Raw genomic sequence first — 19,625 nt, forward strand, 5'->3', positions numbered from 1 at the left:
CAATCATCCAATATTTTGTTGCAAAGAAATCGTTTTTCCCGTTGCAGCTGACTCCATGGCAGCTTCGATAATCAAAAGAGCGATAAGCCCATCTTTTCCTGTGACGATTGGCGTTGTTTGATTTTGGATCGCGTCTACAAAGGCATCGATTACCCCACTATTTGTCTGATGATCGTTTGTCTGTATCGCTCCTGTTCGCTCTACTCTTCTTTCCCCCGTAGCTGTTATAACCTCAATATCCTTTTCTGGATCAGCAAAAATCTTCATGACTCCACGCTCGCCGTACAGAATCGTACTGTTGTCCTCCTCACCGTAGTAGCTCCAGCTAAAGGAAGCCGTCCCCACCGCACCCGATTTTGTTCGTAAAAGGCAAACCATATGATCGCATACCTCGATTGGTAGGCCTTCCTCGTCTTTTTTGTCCAAAATAGCTGTTAAGGCACTGACCTGCACGATTTCATCCTGAAGCAAATAACGTAGCAGATCTACTTTATGGATGCCCAAGTCTCCGGCAACACCGAGTGCAGAACGATTCTTTTTAAAAAACCATGTGGCGTTTGTTTTGTTGATACTCCAATGCTCAGGCCCTTTATGTCCGAAGCTTGTTTTAAAGGATAAGATGCGCCCTAGCTCACCTGAATCAATGATCTGACGCGCTTTTTGATGGGCGATAACCAGCCGCTGATTGTGATCGATCATAAGAATCGCACCCGTAGCCTCGGCAGCCGCAAGCATAACCTCTGCACCTTCGCTCGTCGTCGCGATTGGCTTTTCACACAAGACATGTTTGCCAGCCAATAGTGCCTCAGTCGTGATGATATGGTGCATTTCGTTCGTCGAGCAGTCGCTGATTGCTTGAATCTCAGGATGATGAACAACCTCTCGCCAGCTAGCCGCTACCGTGCCCCCATACTTTGCAACCAGCTTCTGCGCACGATCTGGATTCGGGTCAAACACAAGGAAAAGCTCGACATTTGGATGATGGTGATACTCTGGCGCATGCCGTTCGTTTGCAATGGACCCGCAGCCAATAATGCCTACTTTTATGCTCATGATTGCTCCTCCTTTGTGTTGAACACTCTACAGACTCACCTGTCGTAATGTCATTCACTCTATGAAGTTGTTAGAGGGCACAACGCTGGTTGAAGCGCTGTGCCCTGTTTCCCTTTTTACAAATCCGCAATGTGATGCGCTTTTTTTCGTGCTAATCGCTTTTCACGAATCCCCTCAAAGATCGAATAAAGAACGGGAACCAATACAAGCGTTACGAGCGTGTGAAAAATCAACCCCGCAATTACCCCGGTAGCAAGCGGCGCCTCTAGTTCCGCTCCTTCCGCAACAGCGAGTCCCATCGGCAGCATACCGAGTATCGCTGTCAGCTTGGTCATAATCACCGGACGAACACGATCTCTCGTGCCCTGTACAATCGCTTCTTCCAATTCCATCCCCCGTGAACGGAGCAGATTGATTCTGTCAATTAACAGAATCGCATTGGAAACAACAATTCCTACCAGCATGATGAGCCCAATCATCGCCATCTCACCAAAGGTTCTCTGCGTGACCACGAATCCGAGAATGACTCCCACCAAGGCCATTGGCAATGACAGCATGATAATAAACGGCTGAGATAACCTCCCAAACTGCGCCACCATAATCACATAGATAAGGGAGATTACCGCTACCAGGACGATGATTCCCTGCGTAAGAGTGTTATTCTGTTCCTTCAAATCGCCAGCGATCTCGATCTTGTAACCAGCAGGCAATTCCACTGTCCCCAGCTTGTCATTGATTTGTCTGCCCGCCGTACCAATATCCGTACCCAACAGTTCTGCTGATACCGTAATGATTTGTTCTCCTTTTTCATGTTTGATCGTAATCGGAGATTTGCTGAAATGGAAATCAACCAGTTCGTGTAACGGCACCTGTGAGCCTGTTCCGGTTCGGATCATAATCTGCTGGAGTTGGTCAGGATGTGTCACCCAAGTCTCTGGAAATCTGGCAACAATCGAGGTTTCGATTCCATTTTGACTGAGTGTGGATAGGGGCTGCTCCCCCAGCAACATGCTGATTTGGCTGTCCAATGAATCTGAGTCAACCTGTAATTGAGACATTGCCTCCTGATTCGGTGTCAGCGTTACTTTTTCCTTCCCTCTTTCAAAGTCATTCCGAATATTGACTACACCAGGGATGCTCGCCAGCATTTCTTCTACCTTTGTGGAAATCGTCCGGGAAACCTCCAAATCCTCGCCCGCGACCTGCAACTCAATAGGTGCCGATTTACCTGAGAATCCAAATGTCATACTCGTTTGTTCCACACCGTCAATCGCATTCAAGCGCCCGTTTACTTCTTGCATAAACTCTTCTTTTTCTTGCGTTCGTTGCGATTTGGTCACTAATGTAATATTTAGCTCGACTGTCTCTTTCTTTGCCGTAAAAAAGACTTGATTCACGTCGGACAACTCTCTCAACGCTTTTTCCGCTTCAACTGCTGCTGTTCGCGCCTGTTCCAAACTAGTGCCATCGGGCATCGTTAGTGTGGCAAAAATTTGATTCTCATTGGCATTCAAGCCATTTCCTATCTTAATCAATGGAAAGAGACTCAAGGCCCCTACAAACACCGCAAAAGCCACCAGCAATGTGAGAACGCGATGACGAAGGGTTAACAGCAGTAAGCGCTGAAAGAGAGAAACAGCCCCATTTTTGCCTTTTTCGCTAGAGGACTGCAATTGTTTATCATGTTGAAGAAAACGCTCGGAAAAAATCGGAACAAACAGAAAAGCTGCAATCGTTGACGCAAGAATCGTAGAGGTAACGGTAAACGCAATGGTATGGAGAATAGGCTTCAGCCACTGTTCAAAATCCGCGACCACAAGCGGTAAAAACACGATAATCAAAGTTAATTGGGATGCAAAAACAGGTGCAATGACTTCTTTTGAGCCCTGAACGATGGCCTGTTTCAACTGCATTCCCTTTTCTCTCAAATGATAAATACTCTCCAGAACAACGATCGCGGCGTCAACAATCAATCCGATTGACAAGCTCAGTGATATCAATACCACCATGTCAATGTTGTATCCGGCAGCTTTTAAAGCGATGAAAGTCATCAGAATGGAGAGTGGCAGCGTCGTTGCAATGACCATCGTCACACGCCAATTTCGCAGGAATACCCAGAGTACGAGGATTGCCAATATTCCCCCGATGACAACATCTCGACTCAAATTGGTAATCGCTTTTTTAATAAAGGAGACGGATTCAAACATGACTCTCAGCTCATAGTTTCCGCCCGCCTCATCATTAATCTGCCTCACAACTTCCTCGACTTTTTTCTGTGTAGTGATCAGGTCACTCCCCGCAGCGCGCTTGACACTGATTTGCACAAAGAGGTTTCCTTCAGTCATGGAAATAGCGTCCTTCACGCTTCCGCGCAAGTCACTCACCGTTGCCAATTGTTCAAGTGCAACCTTGCCCTTGGGTGTCTTGATCAAAATAGCTTTGAATTCTTCTATATTTTTTAAGCTGTTGTCAATCATCACAACGGTGTCGAAACCGGGATTCTCCAATATCCCCACGGCTTTTTTCCAATTGGCACCCTGTAGCTGACCAACAACATCCGCCGCTGTCGTTCGATAGGCAGTAAGCCGTTCAGGACGAAATGTTATCGCAACCTTATTTTCAAAACCGTCCTCGGATACGACCACTTCCTTCACACCCGGGACGGATTCTATTCGATCCTTAATGGTCGTCTTCAGCAAGGTGAGCATGGTCTGTGTATCGGCACCCACCATTGCGTAGTCGATTAAGTCCTCATCACCTAAATTCGTTTGAGTGACGGTTACGGTATCTACTACTTTGGGAAACTCGTTGCGCAGCCGATTCACAATATTTTGTGTCTCTTGCTTGACCTTTTCACCTTCTCCATCCTCTGCAAGGATCGAGATGCCAGAAAACCCCGTCCCTGTTTTCGATGAGAAGTTTTTAATCCCAGCCAAAGATTTCAATTCCTGCTCTATTTTTTTCGTGACCTTTTCCACCATCTCTTCAGGCGGCAGTGCTCCTCCTGAAATATTCACTTCAATCCAAGGCAAATTCGTTTTCGGTACAAGCTCCACGTGGAAAGAAAAGAGAGCACCGATTCCGGTAAGCACGATGAGGAATGTGCACAAATAGAGGATCACTTTTCGTTTCAGCAAAAAGAGAATGACTTTGTCCATCGGTTACTCCCCTTTCACCGTAACGACTTCACCTTCGGCGTAGTACGTTATGCCGGAGATCAGAATTTGATTGCCTGACTGTAGGCCCGATAAAATCTCGACGTTATTTCCAAAAATTTGTCCCACTTCCACGTCGCGTCTCTTGATCACACCATTCTCGACAACCATGACGAAGCGCTTTGTTTCTTTAATGCCCACGCTTTGGACGGGTACGAGCATTCCGTTCACTTTGCGTGACATCTCTACAGTCGCGACCATGCCCTCAATCAACTTGTTGTCTTTATTGGAAACAGCTAACTCTACAAGATACTTTCCCGTTTCCTGGTTAAGTACAGGCGAGATAAATGTAATGGTCCCTGTACTTTTGCCCTTTCCCTCCACTGCCACAGGCACCGTGTCCCCTTGTTTGTAGTTTTCCATCACATCCAATGGGACATCGACCTTCAGCTTCACTTCCGAGCTATCAACCAGGTGAATGATACTTTCACCTGGTTGGGCAAGACTGCCTGCCTTTTGGGTAACATCGATGACCGTACCGCTAAATGGCGCGACGAGTTGCGTTTCTTGAAGGGTTTTCTTTGCGAGCTCTACTTCACTGGCCGCTTGTTTCAAATCGGCATCGGCACTGGCAATCTCGTTGACTTCCGCACCCTTTAGCAGCTTATCCAACGTAATTCGCGCCTCTTGTAGCGAAATCTCGATTTGCTCTTTTTCCGACTGCGCACTATCCAGCTCACTCTGCGAAATAGCGCCGCCCTTAAACAGCTCCTGGGCAGTCTCCCATTTCCGTTGCGCATCCTTCATGCGCTTTTCCTGGCTATCCACTGCCAAGCGCTGCTTGCTGATGAGATCGGCGCTTGCTCCTTGCAACGTTTTTGAACGCAACGCAGATGCACTTTGAACCTGGCTTTGTGCCGCTTCCAGCCCTTTTTGATAATAGTTCGTATTTAATGAACTTAATACCTGGCCCTGTGTCACCTTTGCCCCTTTTGTTACGTTCATTCGTTCAATCGTACCAGAAGCTCCAAAGGCTAGATGGCTCTCCTGTTTGTATTCAACGAAAGCAGTAAGTGGTATCGGCAAGGAATCCGTCTGTTTTACGGTGTGCACCTGCACGATCTTTTGTTTGGTTTGCTCCGTTTCCTGTTTCGTTTCCACTCCACATCCCGTGATGAACATCAGTACAACGGTCAAAACGACATAGCGCATACTCTTCACGTAGAGTCCTCCAGTAGTTTTGTCATTGTCTTTTTGAATGAAGCTGACATCATATTCTCTCTCTATCTTGACCTTGCTCAAGCAGACTTGTCTGTTGCTACCACCTGCTCTTCTTTTTTCTTAAAGTATTGACTCACTTGCTTGTTCAGATGAGCGATCAAGGCGATCACAAAAATGATGGCACCCGACGCCAACACAAGATACGTCCAATGCACGGCCTCCAGTAAAATACCGTACAACCAGATCCCAAACGGTACGGCCACACCGGTAAAAGTGCCGACCACTCCAAACATGCTGGCACGCAAATGCTCAGGCGTGTTCAATTGAACAAAGGTAAAGATCGGAATGTTCCCCATGGAGTTGAAGATCGCGGAGACCAATAAAATCCCGACAAACACGCCCGTAATGATCCAAGAGGCATTACTCGTTTCCGGAACAAAAATCGGGAATACCCACGTCAGCAAGAGAAGCCCTTGCAGTTGAATCAAAAGGAAGATTTTATTCTCAACGTATTTGCTCACCTTTTTCATAGAGACAACAGCCGCTCCGATAATGATCCCGATAAACCAGGAGGACTGAATAAAGGAGAATTGCTCCATCGATACTTTTTCAACTCGGTAGGCAATATGCAGCAGCCCCACATACATGAGCGGAGGGAAAATAAAGTTGAGCACAAGGAAAATCAGGAACAAGTACTTGATGACAACCTGTTCTCGGATATATTGGAAAACTTCCTTGATTGTGTCTGTATAGCTTTGCGTTGTCTCCTGTACTGCCTCGGTCTTGCGGAAACGGAGGAACATCTGCAAGATCCCTGCTCCGATAAAAGAAAGACCATCGATCAGCAAAATCATTTTCATCCCCAGCAAGCCGTAGGCCACCGCCCCTACCAAAGGACCCGCTACATTGAGAATGGCGCTGATCGCTTGGTAAATTGAGTTCATACTACCTACTCTTTCCTCGTTTACCAGCTCAGGAATCGATGCTTGTAAAGCGAGATACGTAAAAGCCTGAATGGTACTGATCACGAAGGCGTATCCGACAAACAGCCATAGATTCGTAGGAAACTGAAGGAAAAACAGTAAAAACAGGAGAACTAGCGCACCGCTTAGCAGCTCGGTGACAACCATGATTGTTTTCTTGTTGTGTCTATCAATATAGGCGCCTGCAAAAATATTAATCAGCACCCCTGGCAAGTACGAAAAGCCCAAAACAGTTGCAAATGCAGCGGAAGAACCCGTCACATCCGCAATGTACAGGGCAAGAGCAAATTTGTAGACACCACTACCTAATTCCGTAATGAAACGAGTAAAAGTAAAGAGAAAAATATTTAATCCATATGATTGTTTGCCCATCTTAACCTCCTTGAATAGTAATCCCTCTAGCTGACGCACTATTTCGGCAAGATGATCCCGCTACACCCCACGGACAATAAACCCGGAATAGAGCGGAATCCATCTGCCGATTTCCAATACGATGCCTAGGCCTCTCTTAGCGTATGACTAGAGGCATTCCTATCAATTTTTTCGCTTCCTCTTCCAAGATCACTCGTAGCTTCCTTTCATCCTCGCGATATGGCAGCGCCATAAAAATAGTCATTTTGCCCATGGATGTATAGGAAGCCTCAAAGAGAATACGTTTCTTTCCTTTTATAAACAGGTAATCGTACTCACTTGGTTGATGACTCTTGTTCTGCTCACCCAGAAAGTTGCAAATAATAGGTGTCATCTGTATGGATCGGATGAGTGAGTGATGGGAAAGAGGATAGTTTTGTGTTACGTCAGGATTTTGTACGAGATTGGCGAAATGGATGTTCCTATCCTTTGCGAGATCCAACCGAACCTTCACATACGCTTCCAACTCATTCAGACTCCATGCCGGATCAATATGAAGCGGAATATGATCGATACACTCGCCAAGCACATCGAAGAAATGGTTCCCCATAAAGGATCTGCCAAAGTTCATGAGGAAGACGGGTGCCTTGTGGACTCCATAACTTCTTTCACAAAATCTGGCTAAAAGAGCAATCGGAATCCGCGCATTTTCTGTCTCCTGCGGGTTGTCCATATCTAGTTCGCAGGTAACAATCGTGTAGCCGTCCAAAGTGGATGAAGATGCGAGCTGTCTTTCGATGGACAAAAGACTATTCTCAAATGCGTGAAGGTCAAATTCCTCCGTAATCTGCTGATCTTCGATTCCGACTGGACCCTTCGTAATTTGCCGGACAAAGTCCCAATACGTATTCCGATCATTTTCCGAGAGGTCTGAGTCATTCTCCAAAGCTTCGTAATACAGGTTCATGTCGTTTTGCAGGACCTCGCTGCTAATTAAATCAAAAATGAGATGCGACGCCGGGAATATGAACGAATACTCTTTCTCGCTCTCTTTCAGCAAGATCACTTTGTATGACAAAGAGCTGGTCGAATCATGCTGCTTGTAAAAATATTCGCTCTGTAAAAGATGGCGCACCGCTTCTTTTCTTTCTTCCGAATCGCCCGATACATCAACAACAGGGAGCTGAATTTCACTAGGGCAAGGATATTCTTTCCAATATGGCTCTTCTTCCTCAAAAGCCAACGTGCAACGCAGTAAATGATGCCGCTCTAAGATGGTAAGAAAGGCTTTTTCCAGCGTCTTAGGATCGATCATCCGCTCAAAGTGAATCACCGTTCCAGAAATGTCCTTTTCCTGTACATGATAGCGCTGTGAAGGTGACAGCGGCCGTCTGATAAAGGTCTGCTGATTGACGATTGCCTCCGAATAACGAAGGAGCTTCTGATCGAGGTCGTTGACGAGGCACTCCTGCCATGACAGGGTTTCTTTCTCATCAAGCGTAGCCTTTTGGAAATGATTCTTCTCTTTTTCCCATACTTTTTGGGAGAGATCCAGATATTGAATAGCGTGGGGCTGAATCGCAGGATCACAAGACCTACGCAATAAGGACAGGATTTCTTGGTGTTTGCCCTGCGCATTTTCCTCCACGTACAGAACAGCTCGGTGCTTGCTGCCGAACGGTACCTCTACATAGTTGCTTCGTACTTGAAAATGGGCGTAGATCAAGGCTTCCAGCTCTTTTTTATCTTGCGCTTTTGTGGTGCGAATCCGGTTTACTGTATCTACATATCCTGCTAGCGCTCTGACTGTATCGTATTGGAAGATCGTTTGAATCTTCACTTCAATGCCTTCCTTATGCAGTCGCGCTACCAGTTGGATCGCTTTGAGAGAATGCCCGCCCAGATCATAAAAATGGTCATCCACACTGATTTCCTGTAGGTCGAGCACTTCTTTCCAGATTTCTGCCAGCTTCATCTCCTGCTCTGTAACAGGGGGATTCAGTTGCTTACTCGCCTCCCGGATCATGACAGGCTCAGGTAATGCCCTCCGATCTATTTTTCCATTCGGTGTTACAGGCATTCTCTCAAGGACGTGGATATACGTTGGTACCATATAGGCTGGAAGGGTAGCCAAAAGCTCCTGACGCAAATCTCTGTTCCACTCAGGCTGCTCCCAGACCAGGTAAGCGATCAGGCAGGCATCTCCTCCCTGCTCTTTTTTGGCCAGCACGACCGCTTCCTTCACTCCTGCCTGGGATTGGATCACGTTTTCAACCTCATCAAGCTCGATACGGAAACCGCGTATCTTGACCTGATTGTCCATTCGCCCCAAATATTCCAGACTTCCATCCGCAAGCCATTTCACCATATCTCCCGTCTTGTAGAGCCTGGAACCAGAATGAAACGGATCTGCCACAAATTTCTCGTTCGTCAATTCCTCACGGTTGATGTAGCCATCAGCGACGCTAATGCCCGCGATAGCTAGCTCACCAGGAATTCCCTGGGGCTGCAAATGACCATGCGGATCGAGCACGTATACTTTTGTGTTGGCAATGGGCTTTCCGATCGGCACTTGCTGCGGCAGCTCCTCTTGCCCTTCATACGTCCAAGTCGTCGCACAAATGGTTGTTTCGGTTGGACCGTATGCGTTGATGTATCGGCAATGCGCGCTCCATTTATGGACGAGCTCCCAGTTTGTTGCGGAACCTGCGGTGATTAATGTTTGCAGTTTCGGGAAATTTTCCGGCTCCAAATACGTCACAAAAGTAGGCGGGAGCGTCGCGACTGTTACTTCATGCCGCAGCAGATAGTCACTGAAAGCCTGCGAATCGAGTACGACATCCTTTGAAACTACGACCAGTCTCGCCCCCGTCAATACCCCCATCGTAAACTCCCAGACAGAGGCATCAAAGGAGATACTGGCAAACTGCAACACCTTGTCATTTTTGGTGATACCGAGATCGTTGATGAAAAACTGCTGGAGATTGGCGATTCCGACGTGGTGCAGTCTTACCCCCTTTGGCTTCCCCGTTGATCCGGATGTATAAATGACGTAGGCCAGATCACTGGAACGATGAAGGGTCTGTACATCAGATGTAACGCCGTTGTATACGCTCCTATCATCAAGATTGATCAACATTGCTGCTGGGAGAATACGCTCTGCATACGCTACAGTCGGATCATGGATCAAAACAATGCTGGCCCCGCTATCTTCGATCATATAGCTGATCCGTTCGCTCGGATGGTCGGTGCTAATTGGGAGAAAGGCACCGCCCGCTTTCAAAACCGCCAAGATGGCGAGGCTGTAAGCGGTAGAGCGCTCCACCATCACACCAACAATGCTGCCTGGTTTTACCCCTTTCTCACGCAGCACATGGGCCAGCGCATCGGATTTGTCATCTAATTCCTGATAGGTGTAGGTGCCTTCCTGATCGACCACGGCAATGTGATGCGGTGCCTTTTTGACCTGTTCCTTAAATAGCTGGTCAATGGTTTGCCTTTGATCAACCAGCATCTCCGTGTCATTCCATTGTTGCAGAATGAGGGCCTGCTCCTCGTCCGTGACCATTTGCATGTTTGCAAGCGGCTGGTCGGGATTGCGGACGACACTTTGAATCAACTGATTCAAATGCGCTCGGACTTTTTGCAGATAAGCATCGCTGTAGGCAAGCCCATTATAGATGAAGTGAATTTCCAATTCCTTTCCGGGAATAATGCACAAGTTGAAGTCGTAGCTGGTTTGCTCATATCCTTGGACATCCGTAATTCCGAATAAACCGCCTTTTCCATCTTCGTCGAATGCCTCCTCCGTCAATGGATAGTTTTCAAAGACCATGAGATGCTGAATCAGGTTTTGTTTTAATGCGGTTTCGGACTGAATATCCGCCAGAGACAAGTATTGGTGGCTGCTTGTGGCTGTGAAGAATTGTTGCACCTGCCCGAGCAACTCCGAAAACGTCTGTTTGCCTTCAGTGCGAATTCGCATTGGGATCGTATTGACAAATAATCCAACCATTTCTTCTACGCCAATGAGCTCGGAGGGACGTCCCGAAACGACGGAGCCGAAGACAACGTCTTTGGCATAATTGTATCGTTGCAGCAACAATCCCCAGAGGGAATGAAAGACGATGCTCAGTGTCACATCATTTGATCTCGCTATCTGCTCCAGACGGGCAGTCGTTTCCCGATCAATGCGAAACACGATCGATTTTCGTTGGTACCCCTTACCGGTTGAAAGATATTCAACCGGTAAAGGAGATTGCTGATCAAATCCATCCAAGCTATCTCGCCAAAACGAGAGTCCCTCTTGTTTGTTTTGCTTGCCAAGCCAGGTGACATAGCTACTGAACGAATACGGTGGAGCAAGCTCGGCCTTCTTATTTTGAAGATAAGAGCGATAGATATGGAAAAAGTCTTTTGCGACAATCCCCAAGCACCAGCCATCCATAATAATATGGTGGAAGCTCCACACCATCTTGAATTTTGATTCATTCAATTTCATAACGGTAATCCGAAACAACAGATCTTTTTCCAGATCAAATCTATTGCTCCGATCCCTTACAAGAAATTGCTCTACAAATGCTTCTTGTTCATCCTGAGTCAGGTCAGAGATGTCCTCAATCTGAATAGCTGCCTCTCTTTGCTTCAACACGATTTGCAGAGGCTTTTTACTTTCTTTATAGTGAAAGACTGTTCGCAGGATATCGAATCTTTCGACGAGGTCGCGAAAGCTCTGATCAAGGAGATCAAGCCGCAACGACTCCTCCATCGTAATCACCGTTTGTTCGAAGTGAACCTCTGATTCAGGATGAAGGATAAAGTGATACAGCATGCCTTCTTGCATAGGTGTCAAGCGGTATATATTTTTAATCTGAACACCATTCAAACCTCATCACCATCTATCATTGAATTTTTTCACCCAGCAGTTGGGAAAGATGATCTAATTCCTCAATGGACAGCTCATCGTATGTGAAATCTGTTGGGCTTTGCTCGACTGACTCTTTCGATAAGCAGTGCGTAATGATTTCTACGATCTTATCTCGGTAGGCATCCACGAGGCGCTGAATGGTTCCTTCTTCAAACTCTTCACGATGATACGTAAAAGTAAGTGTCAGCTTGCGATTCACGACCATTCCATTCACATCAAGCGCAAAGGATCGAATGGCGGTCGGACTGATTTCTCGGCCCGGAGAAAGGGAGGAAGTCGTCATGCTTCCTGACTCCAAGTCTGTATCGAACTGGCCCAAGTAGTTAAAACTGATCTCGGGCTTTACCTGGAATGTTAACGGAACATCGGTTTGTTTCGCAGACAGGTACTGTAAAATGCTGTACCCAATGCCTTTGTTCGGCACACGTCGCAGGCTGTCTTTCACCATTTTGATTTGGTAGCCTAGGGATTCCGATCGGCTCATATCCAGTACGAATGGATACTGGGCTGTAAACCATCCGACAGTGCGTGAAATATCGATGCCCTTCACGATCTCTTCTCTGCCATGTCCCTCCAGATTCACGAGCACATGATCTATCCCCGCCCACTCTTTTACCGTCAAGCCCAACGCCGTAAGCAACAAATCATTCACTTCCGTGTTATACGCCTGATGGCTCTGCTTCAGCAGCTTTTCTGTGTAGGCTTCATCAAGCTCGAGGGTGACATCTGTTGTATCTTGCATAAGCGGTGCCCCAATCGTTTCTGCCTTTGCCAGAGGAGAGAATGGCATTTCCTCGACCTGTTTCCAATATCCGATTTCCTGCTGAATCTCGCTTCCCTGCGCATATTTTTGCAATTCTTCTGACCAAGTTTGATAGGAATCGGTTTTCATAGGCAAAGCAGGCTCTTCTTTCTTCAGTAAGGAGTCATACAGCGTATGGAAATCTTCCAGAAGAATCCGCCATGAGACACCATCGACAACGAGATGATGAATCACGATTAACAAGTGATCTCCTGCATCTGTTCGGAAAAGGCCGAGATTTACCAACGCAGTATCCGTCAAATCGATCCCTTCGTGTATGAGCTGCGCCGCTTGCTCCATCTCCGCTACGCTTTGAGCCGGGAACTCCCTGATCGTAATGGGAACCATGCACTCGTCCAGTTCCCGATGTTCCTGAACAATGCCTGACTCATTCATTTGGAATTTCATTCGCAAAGCATCATGATGCTCAATCAGCTTCATAAATGCTTGTTGAACCAGCTCTGGATCAAAGCCAGCTTCGCTGAATAACATGACAGATTGATTGTAATGATGCGGGTTCTGATGGTTTTGTTCAAAGAAGTTCATCTGGATCGGTGTCAACGCTACTGCCCCTATTACAGGTCCTTGCTCAATCTGTCTGGTCAGCGTCTGGAGATATTTTGCTGCACTGCGAATACGCGGGTTTTGGAACAAGTCTTTCAATCGGAGCTCATACCCATGACTCCTCAATCTCGCTATCATCTGAAGAGCTTTAATGGAGTCTCCCCCAAGCTCAAAGAAGTTGTGGGTCACACTTACTTGCGCAAGCCCCAGTACATCCTTCCAGATGGTGACCATGATTTGTTCCTGTTCATCGGACGGCTCGACGACGTGTTCCTCCACCAAGAGAGAGCGATCAGGAAGGGGGAGTTTTTTCCGATCCACTTTTCCAACAGCAGTAATCGGCATAGCGTCTAGTCGAACGAAGAAAGACGGGATCATGTAATCGGGCAAATCTTTAGCGAGCAAGTCTCTCCAATCGTCAGCGGCAAGCTCATGCTCTGTCACAATATACGCGCATAAGTACTTGCTTCCATTTTCTTCTTCTCTGGCGATAACGATTGCTTCTTTTACCTGTTCCAGCGAAAGCAGCTTGCTTTCGATTTCCCCTGGCTCGATTCGATATCCCCTGATTTTGATCTGGAAATCCCTTCTGCCCAGAAAATGGATGTTTCCATCAGGTAAATAGACAGCCAAATCCCCTGTCTTATACATTTTTTCATAGCCCGGTTCCGCGTATGGATTATCAACAAAGCTCTGTCTCGTTAGCTCCTCGTTATGCAAGTAACCTAGTCCAAGCGGCATGCCTGAGATGTAGATTTCTCCAGGGACACCTATCGGCACGCGCTTTCCATACGCATCGAGCAGAAGGATTTTCGTGTTGAATATCGGTTTTCCAATCGGGATGCGATCTTCTTCTCCCGTAATTTGATAGGCAATGCATCCGATACTTGCTTCTGTCGGGCCATACAAATTCGTTGGTGATACATACTGGAATATTTTCAGGAATTTGGAAACCGCAGACGGAACGATTTCCTCGCCGCCGATAATGATCTTCTTGAGCGATTGTAATTTGCCCTGTAGTTCGAGATTTTCTGCTAACTGATTTACGATCACATTAAAGACGGATGGGACGAAATCCGTTAAGGTAATTTGTTCGTCTTCTATGATTCCAGCCATGTAATCAGCCGAGACAGTCATCCCCGTAGTAGGCAAGACCGTTTTTCCGCCATTGGTCAGTGGCCAGAAGAATTGCCAAATGGCACTGTCATAGACGTGGTTGGTGGTTTGAAGGACAGATTGGGCTGCATCTTGGCCAAAATAATCATCCATCCAGTTAAAGCGGTTGACGATCCCTCTATGCGGTACAACGACTCCTTTTGGTTTGCCTGTTGAGCCAGAAGTAAAAATGACGTAGATGGGGTCTTCCGGCGATACGGCCAAATTAGGATTTTCCGCTTCCCTTGTCAGGTGCCCCAGATCAATCGCAACCAATTTCGCTCCCAAATCCGTTTCCGAGAAGGAATGGTCAGATTCTACGAATACGAACCCGCTACCCAGCTCGGCAATAACAGACTGGAGTCGATCGACAGGCCACTGAATGTCCAGTGGTGAGAACGCAGCTCCTGTCTTCATTACACCCAATAACGATATGACCAATTCCAGACTTCTTTCCATAAGTACAGGTACATACTTGCCTTTTCCTATACCGCGTTTCAGCAGATCAGAAGCAACTGCATTGGCTTTCTCGTTTAATTGTTGGTACGTGATTGTCGAGCCTTGATAGGAAACGGCAATTCGATTTGGATAAAGTCTGGCTGATTCCTCGATGGCAACATGGATCGGTTGTACCACAGAATACTCTCGCTTGGTATCATTACTGAGCTTCTCCAAAAACTGCACTTCTTCTGGAGACATGAGGTCAATTTCACCCACAAGAATATCCATGTTCGCCGCTACCTGCCGCAGTACATTGGTAAAATGGTTGATAAAACGCTCCATCGTTTCAGGCTTAAATAGACTGGTGCTATATTCGCACTCCACAAAAAAGCTGTCATTTCTCGTCTCGACATTCATGACGATGTCTAACTTGGATATTTTCGTTTGGAATGGATAAAGCCTGACCTCTACCTTGTTCCAGTCAAATGCCGTATCTTCCACATTGTCATAGGAGAACATGGTGTCAAACAACGGATTCCTGCTTGGGTCGCGTCGAACCTGAAGCTTTTCTACCAAGTCTTCCAATGGGTAATCCTGATGTTCAAACGCCAGTAGTGACTTCTCACTTAGCTCTTGGACAAACTCGCGGAACGTTTTGGTGCCTGCTGGATAATTTCGCAGGGCAAGCGTATTTACGAACATCCCCACTACATTTTGAACATCGGTGTGGTTACGTCCTGCCACTGGAGTCCCTACGACAATGTCCTCTTGCCCTGTATATTTGGACAGTAACACGTTGTACGCCGCCAAGAGAATGGAAAAGACCGTTACGTTTGCTTCCTTCGCCAAGTCGTGCAATCTGCGGGAAACATCCGCCTCAATCTTTCTTTCGACCTTACCCCCTTCAAAACTTTGAAACTGCGGACGCTGATAGTCCGTAGGCAGATTCATAACAGGTAGTTCCCCGCTGAATTCATCTATCCAGAACTTCTCCTGCCTATGCGACTGACCCGTCGTCTTGATCTGTTTCAACCAAGCGGAATAATCCTTGTACTGTACAGTGAGTGGTTCTGGATTCCGCCCGTTATACAGATGATTCAACTCATCAATCACAATGCTCACCGATGTTCCATCTGCTATGATGTGATGCATGTCAATCAGGAGCAAATGCTTGTCCTCTACCAGTTTGACCAGCTTGACGCGCAATAATGGAGCCAGACTCAGTTCGAATGGTTGAATGAACGCCCGTATGAGATTTTCTATACTCTCAGCGCTGTCCTCTGTGTGAGCCTGATCGATGGCAAAGCGGACAGAGTCATGGACAAATTGTTTCGGCTCACCATTTACGTAGTCGAAGGACGTACGGAACGCCTCATGCCTTTGGATGAGAGACTGGAATGCGTTTTCCAATGCCGCAACATCCAGCTTCCCGGAAAGAATCAGAGCGCCTGCCATGTTATAGGCCACACTTGTTTCATCGAGTGATTGAACGGTAAAAATCCTTTTTTGCGAAGGAGAGAGCTCATAATGCTCTTGTTTTCCAACCACCTGAATCAAAGGCTTTTCGGCCTGTGTCGATTCAGAAATGACGTGGGCAAAACTTCTGACGGTAGGATTTTGGAAAACGGCTCGCAGCGGAATTTCTACCTGCCACTCCTTATTCACTTTGGCAAGCAGAATGGCGGCATGCAGCGAATGCCCACCGATTTCAAAGAACCGATCCAGAGCGCCGACTCGCTCGATACCCAAGACCTCTTGCCATATTCCTGCAAGTTTTCTTTCATTTTCAGTCGCAGGCTCTACGTATTCCTCAGATATCAGCTTAGAAAGGTCGGGGGTTGGCAAAGCATTACGATCGATTTTGCCGTTTGGTGTCACAGGCAACTCTGCCAATTGGATGATAAAGGTTGGCACCATAAATTCAGGCAGGGAATCGGCTAAAAATGCTTTGATTTCAGACGTACTTACTCCCTCATCCGTCGTGTAATACGCGCACAATACAACAGATTCATCTCCCTTTGTCTTCGGAAGCACAATGGCATTGCGTACTTTTTCATGCCGTAACAGCTGATTTTCGACTTCGCCCAGCTCCACACGGTATCCACGAATCTTCAATTGATAGTCCGAGCGACCAACAAACTCCATATTTCCATCTGCCATCCAGCGCACAATATCGCCGGTCTTATACATGGTCTCACCAGGACGGAAAGGATTTTGAATGAAGCGCTCACGGGTTAATTCCTCACGGTTCAGATAACCCCGTGCAACACCCGCTCCCCCGATATATAGTTCTCCGTACACTCCCACCGGCTGTGGCCTCAATTGAGAATCCAACACATAAAATTCTGTGTTTTGCAGCGGTTTTCCGATCGGAACGTTTCCGGTTGTCATTTCGGTATCGCCAGCCATTTCGAAGTAGCTGGAATCAATAGCCGCTTCCGTGACTCCATAGCTATTGATGATTTTGATCTGCCCGAAACGCTCGACCAACCGGACAAACGCTTCACTTTGGCATGTATCCGAACCAAGAATCAGCAGTTTCAGATGAGTGAGCGGCAATCCATTTTGATAAATGTACTCCATAAAAGGAAGAACAAGGGCAGGTGTCGATTCAAACAAGGAAATTTCATACCGGGTCAACCACTGGTAAAGAGCTGGAAGATCAATCCTTACATCACTAGGACAAATCACCAAATGTCCACCATGCAGCAAGGCCCTGCATAAATCCCCTGCAAACACGTCAAAAGAGAAACTCGCCATCTGCAAAAGATTCACATTCATCTGTTCAAGTTCGTACTCATAGCGCCATGTATTGGCTACGCTCACCAGATTGCGATGCTCGATCATGACCCCTTTGGGTTTGCCTGTCGTGCCGGATGTATAGATGATATAAGCGAGATCGCTCGGTCCGGAGATGCCTTCGAGATTGGACGAATCCTCCCTGTAACTGGCCTCTGCGTCCAGATCGATGATGGCGCCGCTGAAGTCTATTCCGCTCTGTCCATTTTGATTGACCAGCATGACCTTTGCCTGACTGTCTTCCAGCATGAACGAAATGCGGTCCTTTGGATACTGAGGATCAATCGGAACATAGGCTCCACCCGCCTTCATGACAGCCAGAACAGCGATGACCATGTTAATCGAGCGTTCTGCCAAAATCGCAACGGAGCTGTTTGGTTTTACACCCTGATCACGCAGCGTTCGGGCCAAGCGGTTTGCTTTCGCATTCAGTTCCTGATAGCTGATCTGCTCTTCCCCGTAAGAAACAGCGACTTGCTCTTCATGGCGTATTGCTTCTGCCTCAAACCATTCATAGAACGTCGGATAGAGAGGAGCGGGTATTTGCTTTCTCGCTTGATTAAAGTCGGAAACAACCTGCTTGACTTCCTCGCTGGACAAGTACTCCAAATCAGCTAGGCAACTCTCATTAGACTGCACAATGGAGTGAAGGATCTTGGCAAAATGATTGGCCATTCGCTCAACTGTATCGCGTTTAAACAGATGAGTGCTGTAATCAAATTGGCAAGTGAGCGTTGTTCCATCGTCATGGACATCAAGACTGAGATCAAAGAGGGACACGCCTTTTGGATATTCATACATCGTGACTTTGAAATCATCTGAGGTCACGTCGTCAAAGGATTCATAATGGTAATCAAACATGGTATCAAAGAGAGGATTGCGGCTCAAATCTTTGTTTAGTTGCAGAGCATCAACCAGTTTTTCAAACGGATACTCCTGGTTTTCAAAGGCACGTAATGCTTGATATTTCACTTCTTTCAGGAAATCCGTAAAGGTCTTGCTTCCAGTCGGATAGTTTCGGATGGCCAATGTATTTACAAACATGCCCATCATTCGTTCTAAATCAGGATGTTGTCTTCCCGCCACAGCAGAACCGACAATCAGCTCCTCCTGTCCGGTGTATCGGTAAAGCATGACATTGTAAGCAGCAAGCAATACCATATACAAGGTCGTGTCAGTTTCCCTAGCCAATTGGAGCAACCGCTTCCTGACTTCCTCACCGATCCCCATCGTCAAGCGGTCACCTTCAAAGGATTGAACCGGCGGTCTTTGGTAATCGACGGGAAGCTTCAATACCGGAAGTTCTCCTTGGCTAAATTGCTCAAGCCAGTACTCCTTTTGAGCCAAGAGCTGTTCTGACTGCTCCCTCTCTTGCTCCCATGCCACGAAATCTTTATACGTCACGCCAAGCTCAGGCAGTGATTCTCCTCTATACGTATGGAGCAGCTCACGGATAAACAGGGATACCGAATAGCCGTCCGAAATAATGTGATGCATGTCCACAGCTACAATGAAGCGTTTGGCTGACACTTGGAAGATTTTCGCCCGAATAAGCGGTGCTTTGCTGAGATCAAATGGCTGGATAAACGTGCGAATCGCCTCATTTACATCCTCTTCAGCCAATTGTTCGACCTCTATATCCAATGGCAGATCGTCATGTAAAACTTGCACGACTTCATTATCTCTGATCACAAAGTTGGTTCGGAAAGACTCGTGCCTTTGTACAACCTGTTGCAAAGAGTGAATCAGACGATCAAGTTCCAGTTCCCCATTCAATTGTAAGTAGCCGGACAGGTTATAGGCGGTTCCTCCATCCAGACCTTGGAGGATGTACATTCTTTTCTGCGCCGAAGAAGATTTATAGTATGGCTGCAATTCGCATGAGCGAATGGGTGTAAAAGCTTGATGCTTGGAAGAGTCTACATATTTGGCTAATTCACGTATCGTCTGCGATTGAAAAATTTGATGCAAAGGAATTTGCACGTGGCATTCCTTGTAGATTCTGCTGAGCATGACAGTTGCTTGTAAGGAGTTCCCGCCTTGTTCAAAAAAATTATCATCCAGATACATTGGGGAGCTTCCCAAGATTTCCTGCCAAATGACTCTGATGGTCTCTTCGGTTGCCGTTCCAGCCGACTCTACTTCTCTGCCGATCATGCTTTGTTTCCCTGCAA

At 46.9% G+C, this 19,625-nt stretch carries 6 protein-coding genes; all 6 read right to left on the reverse strand.

The features are described 5' to 3' along the window. Positions 1 to 3: 3 nt before the first annotated feature. The 6 genes from HP568_RS04265 to HP568_RS04290 all read right to left on the reverse strand — a co-directional run bounded on the left by HP568_RS04265 (position 4) and on the right by HP568_RS04290 (position 19,608). A complete protein-coding gene (locus tag HP568_RS04265; RefSeq protein WP_173628423.1) occupies positions 4 to 1,053 on the reverse strand; it encodes a Gfo/Idh/MocA family protein in 1,050 nt (349 codons plus the stop codon). Positions 1,054 to 1,169: 116 nt separating this feature from the next. Next, positions 1,170 to 4,211 (reverse strand): efflux RND transporter permease subunit, encoded by a 3,042-nt coding sequence (locus HP568_RS04270; protein WP_173628424.1) that lies wholly within the window; start codon positions 4,209 to 4,211, stop codon positions 1,170 to 1,172. Positions 4,212 to 4,214: 3 nt separating this feature from the next. Next, on the reverse strand, positions 4,215 to 5,510 hold the full coding sequence (locus HP568_RS04275; protein WP_254551025.1) for an efflux RND transporter periplasmic adaptor subunit: 1,296 nt from the start codon (positions 5,508 to 5,510) through the stop codon (positions 4,215 to 4,217). After that, a complete protein-coding gene (locus tag HP568_RS04280) occupies positions 5,507 to 6,784 on the reverse strand; it encodes an MFS transporter (protein ID WP_173628425.1) in 1,278 nt (425 codons plus the stop codon). The genes HP568_RS04275 and HP568_RS04280 overlap by 4 nt, the downstream gene beginning before the upstream one ends. 136 nt (positions 6,785 to 6,920) lie before the next feature. Continuing rightward, the gene (locus HP568_RS04285) at positions 6,921 to 11,648 is read right to left on the reverse strand and encodes a non-ribosomal peptide synthetase (protein WP_173628426.1); all 4,728 of its coding nucleotides are present in this window, start codon (positions 11,646 to 11,648) and stop codon (positions 6,921 to 6,923) included. 16 nt (positions 11,649 to 11,664) lie between these two features. After that, a complete protein-coding gene (locus HP568_RS04290; protein WP_254551026.1) occupies positions 11,665 to 19,608 on the reverse strand; it encodes a non-ribosomal peptide synthetase in 7,944 nt (2,647 codons plus the stop codon). Between the last annotated feature and the right edge of the window lie 17 nt (positions 19,609 to 19,625).

It is taken from the genome of Brevibacillus sp. MS2.2, from assembly GCF_013284345.1.
Lineage (GTDB): Bacteria > Bacillota > Bacilli > Brevibacillales > Brevibacillaceae > Brevibacillus > Brevibacillus brevis_C.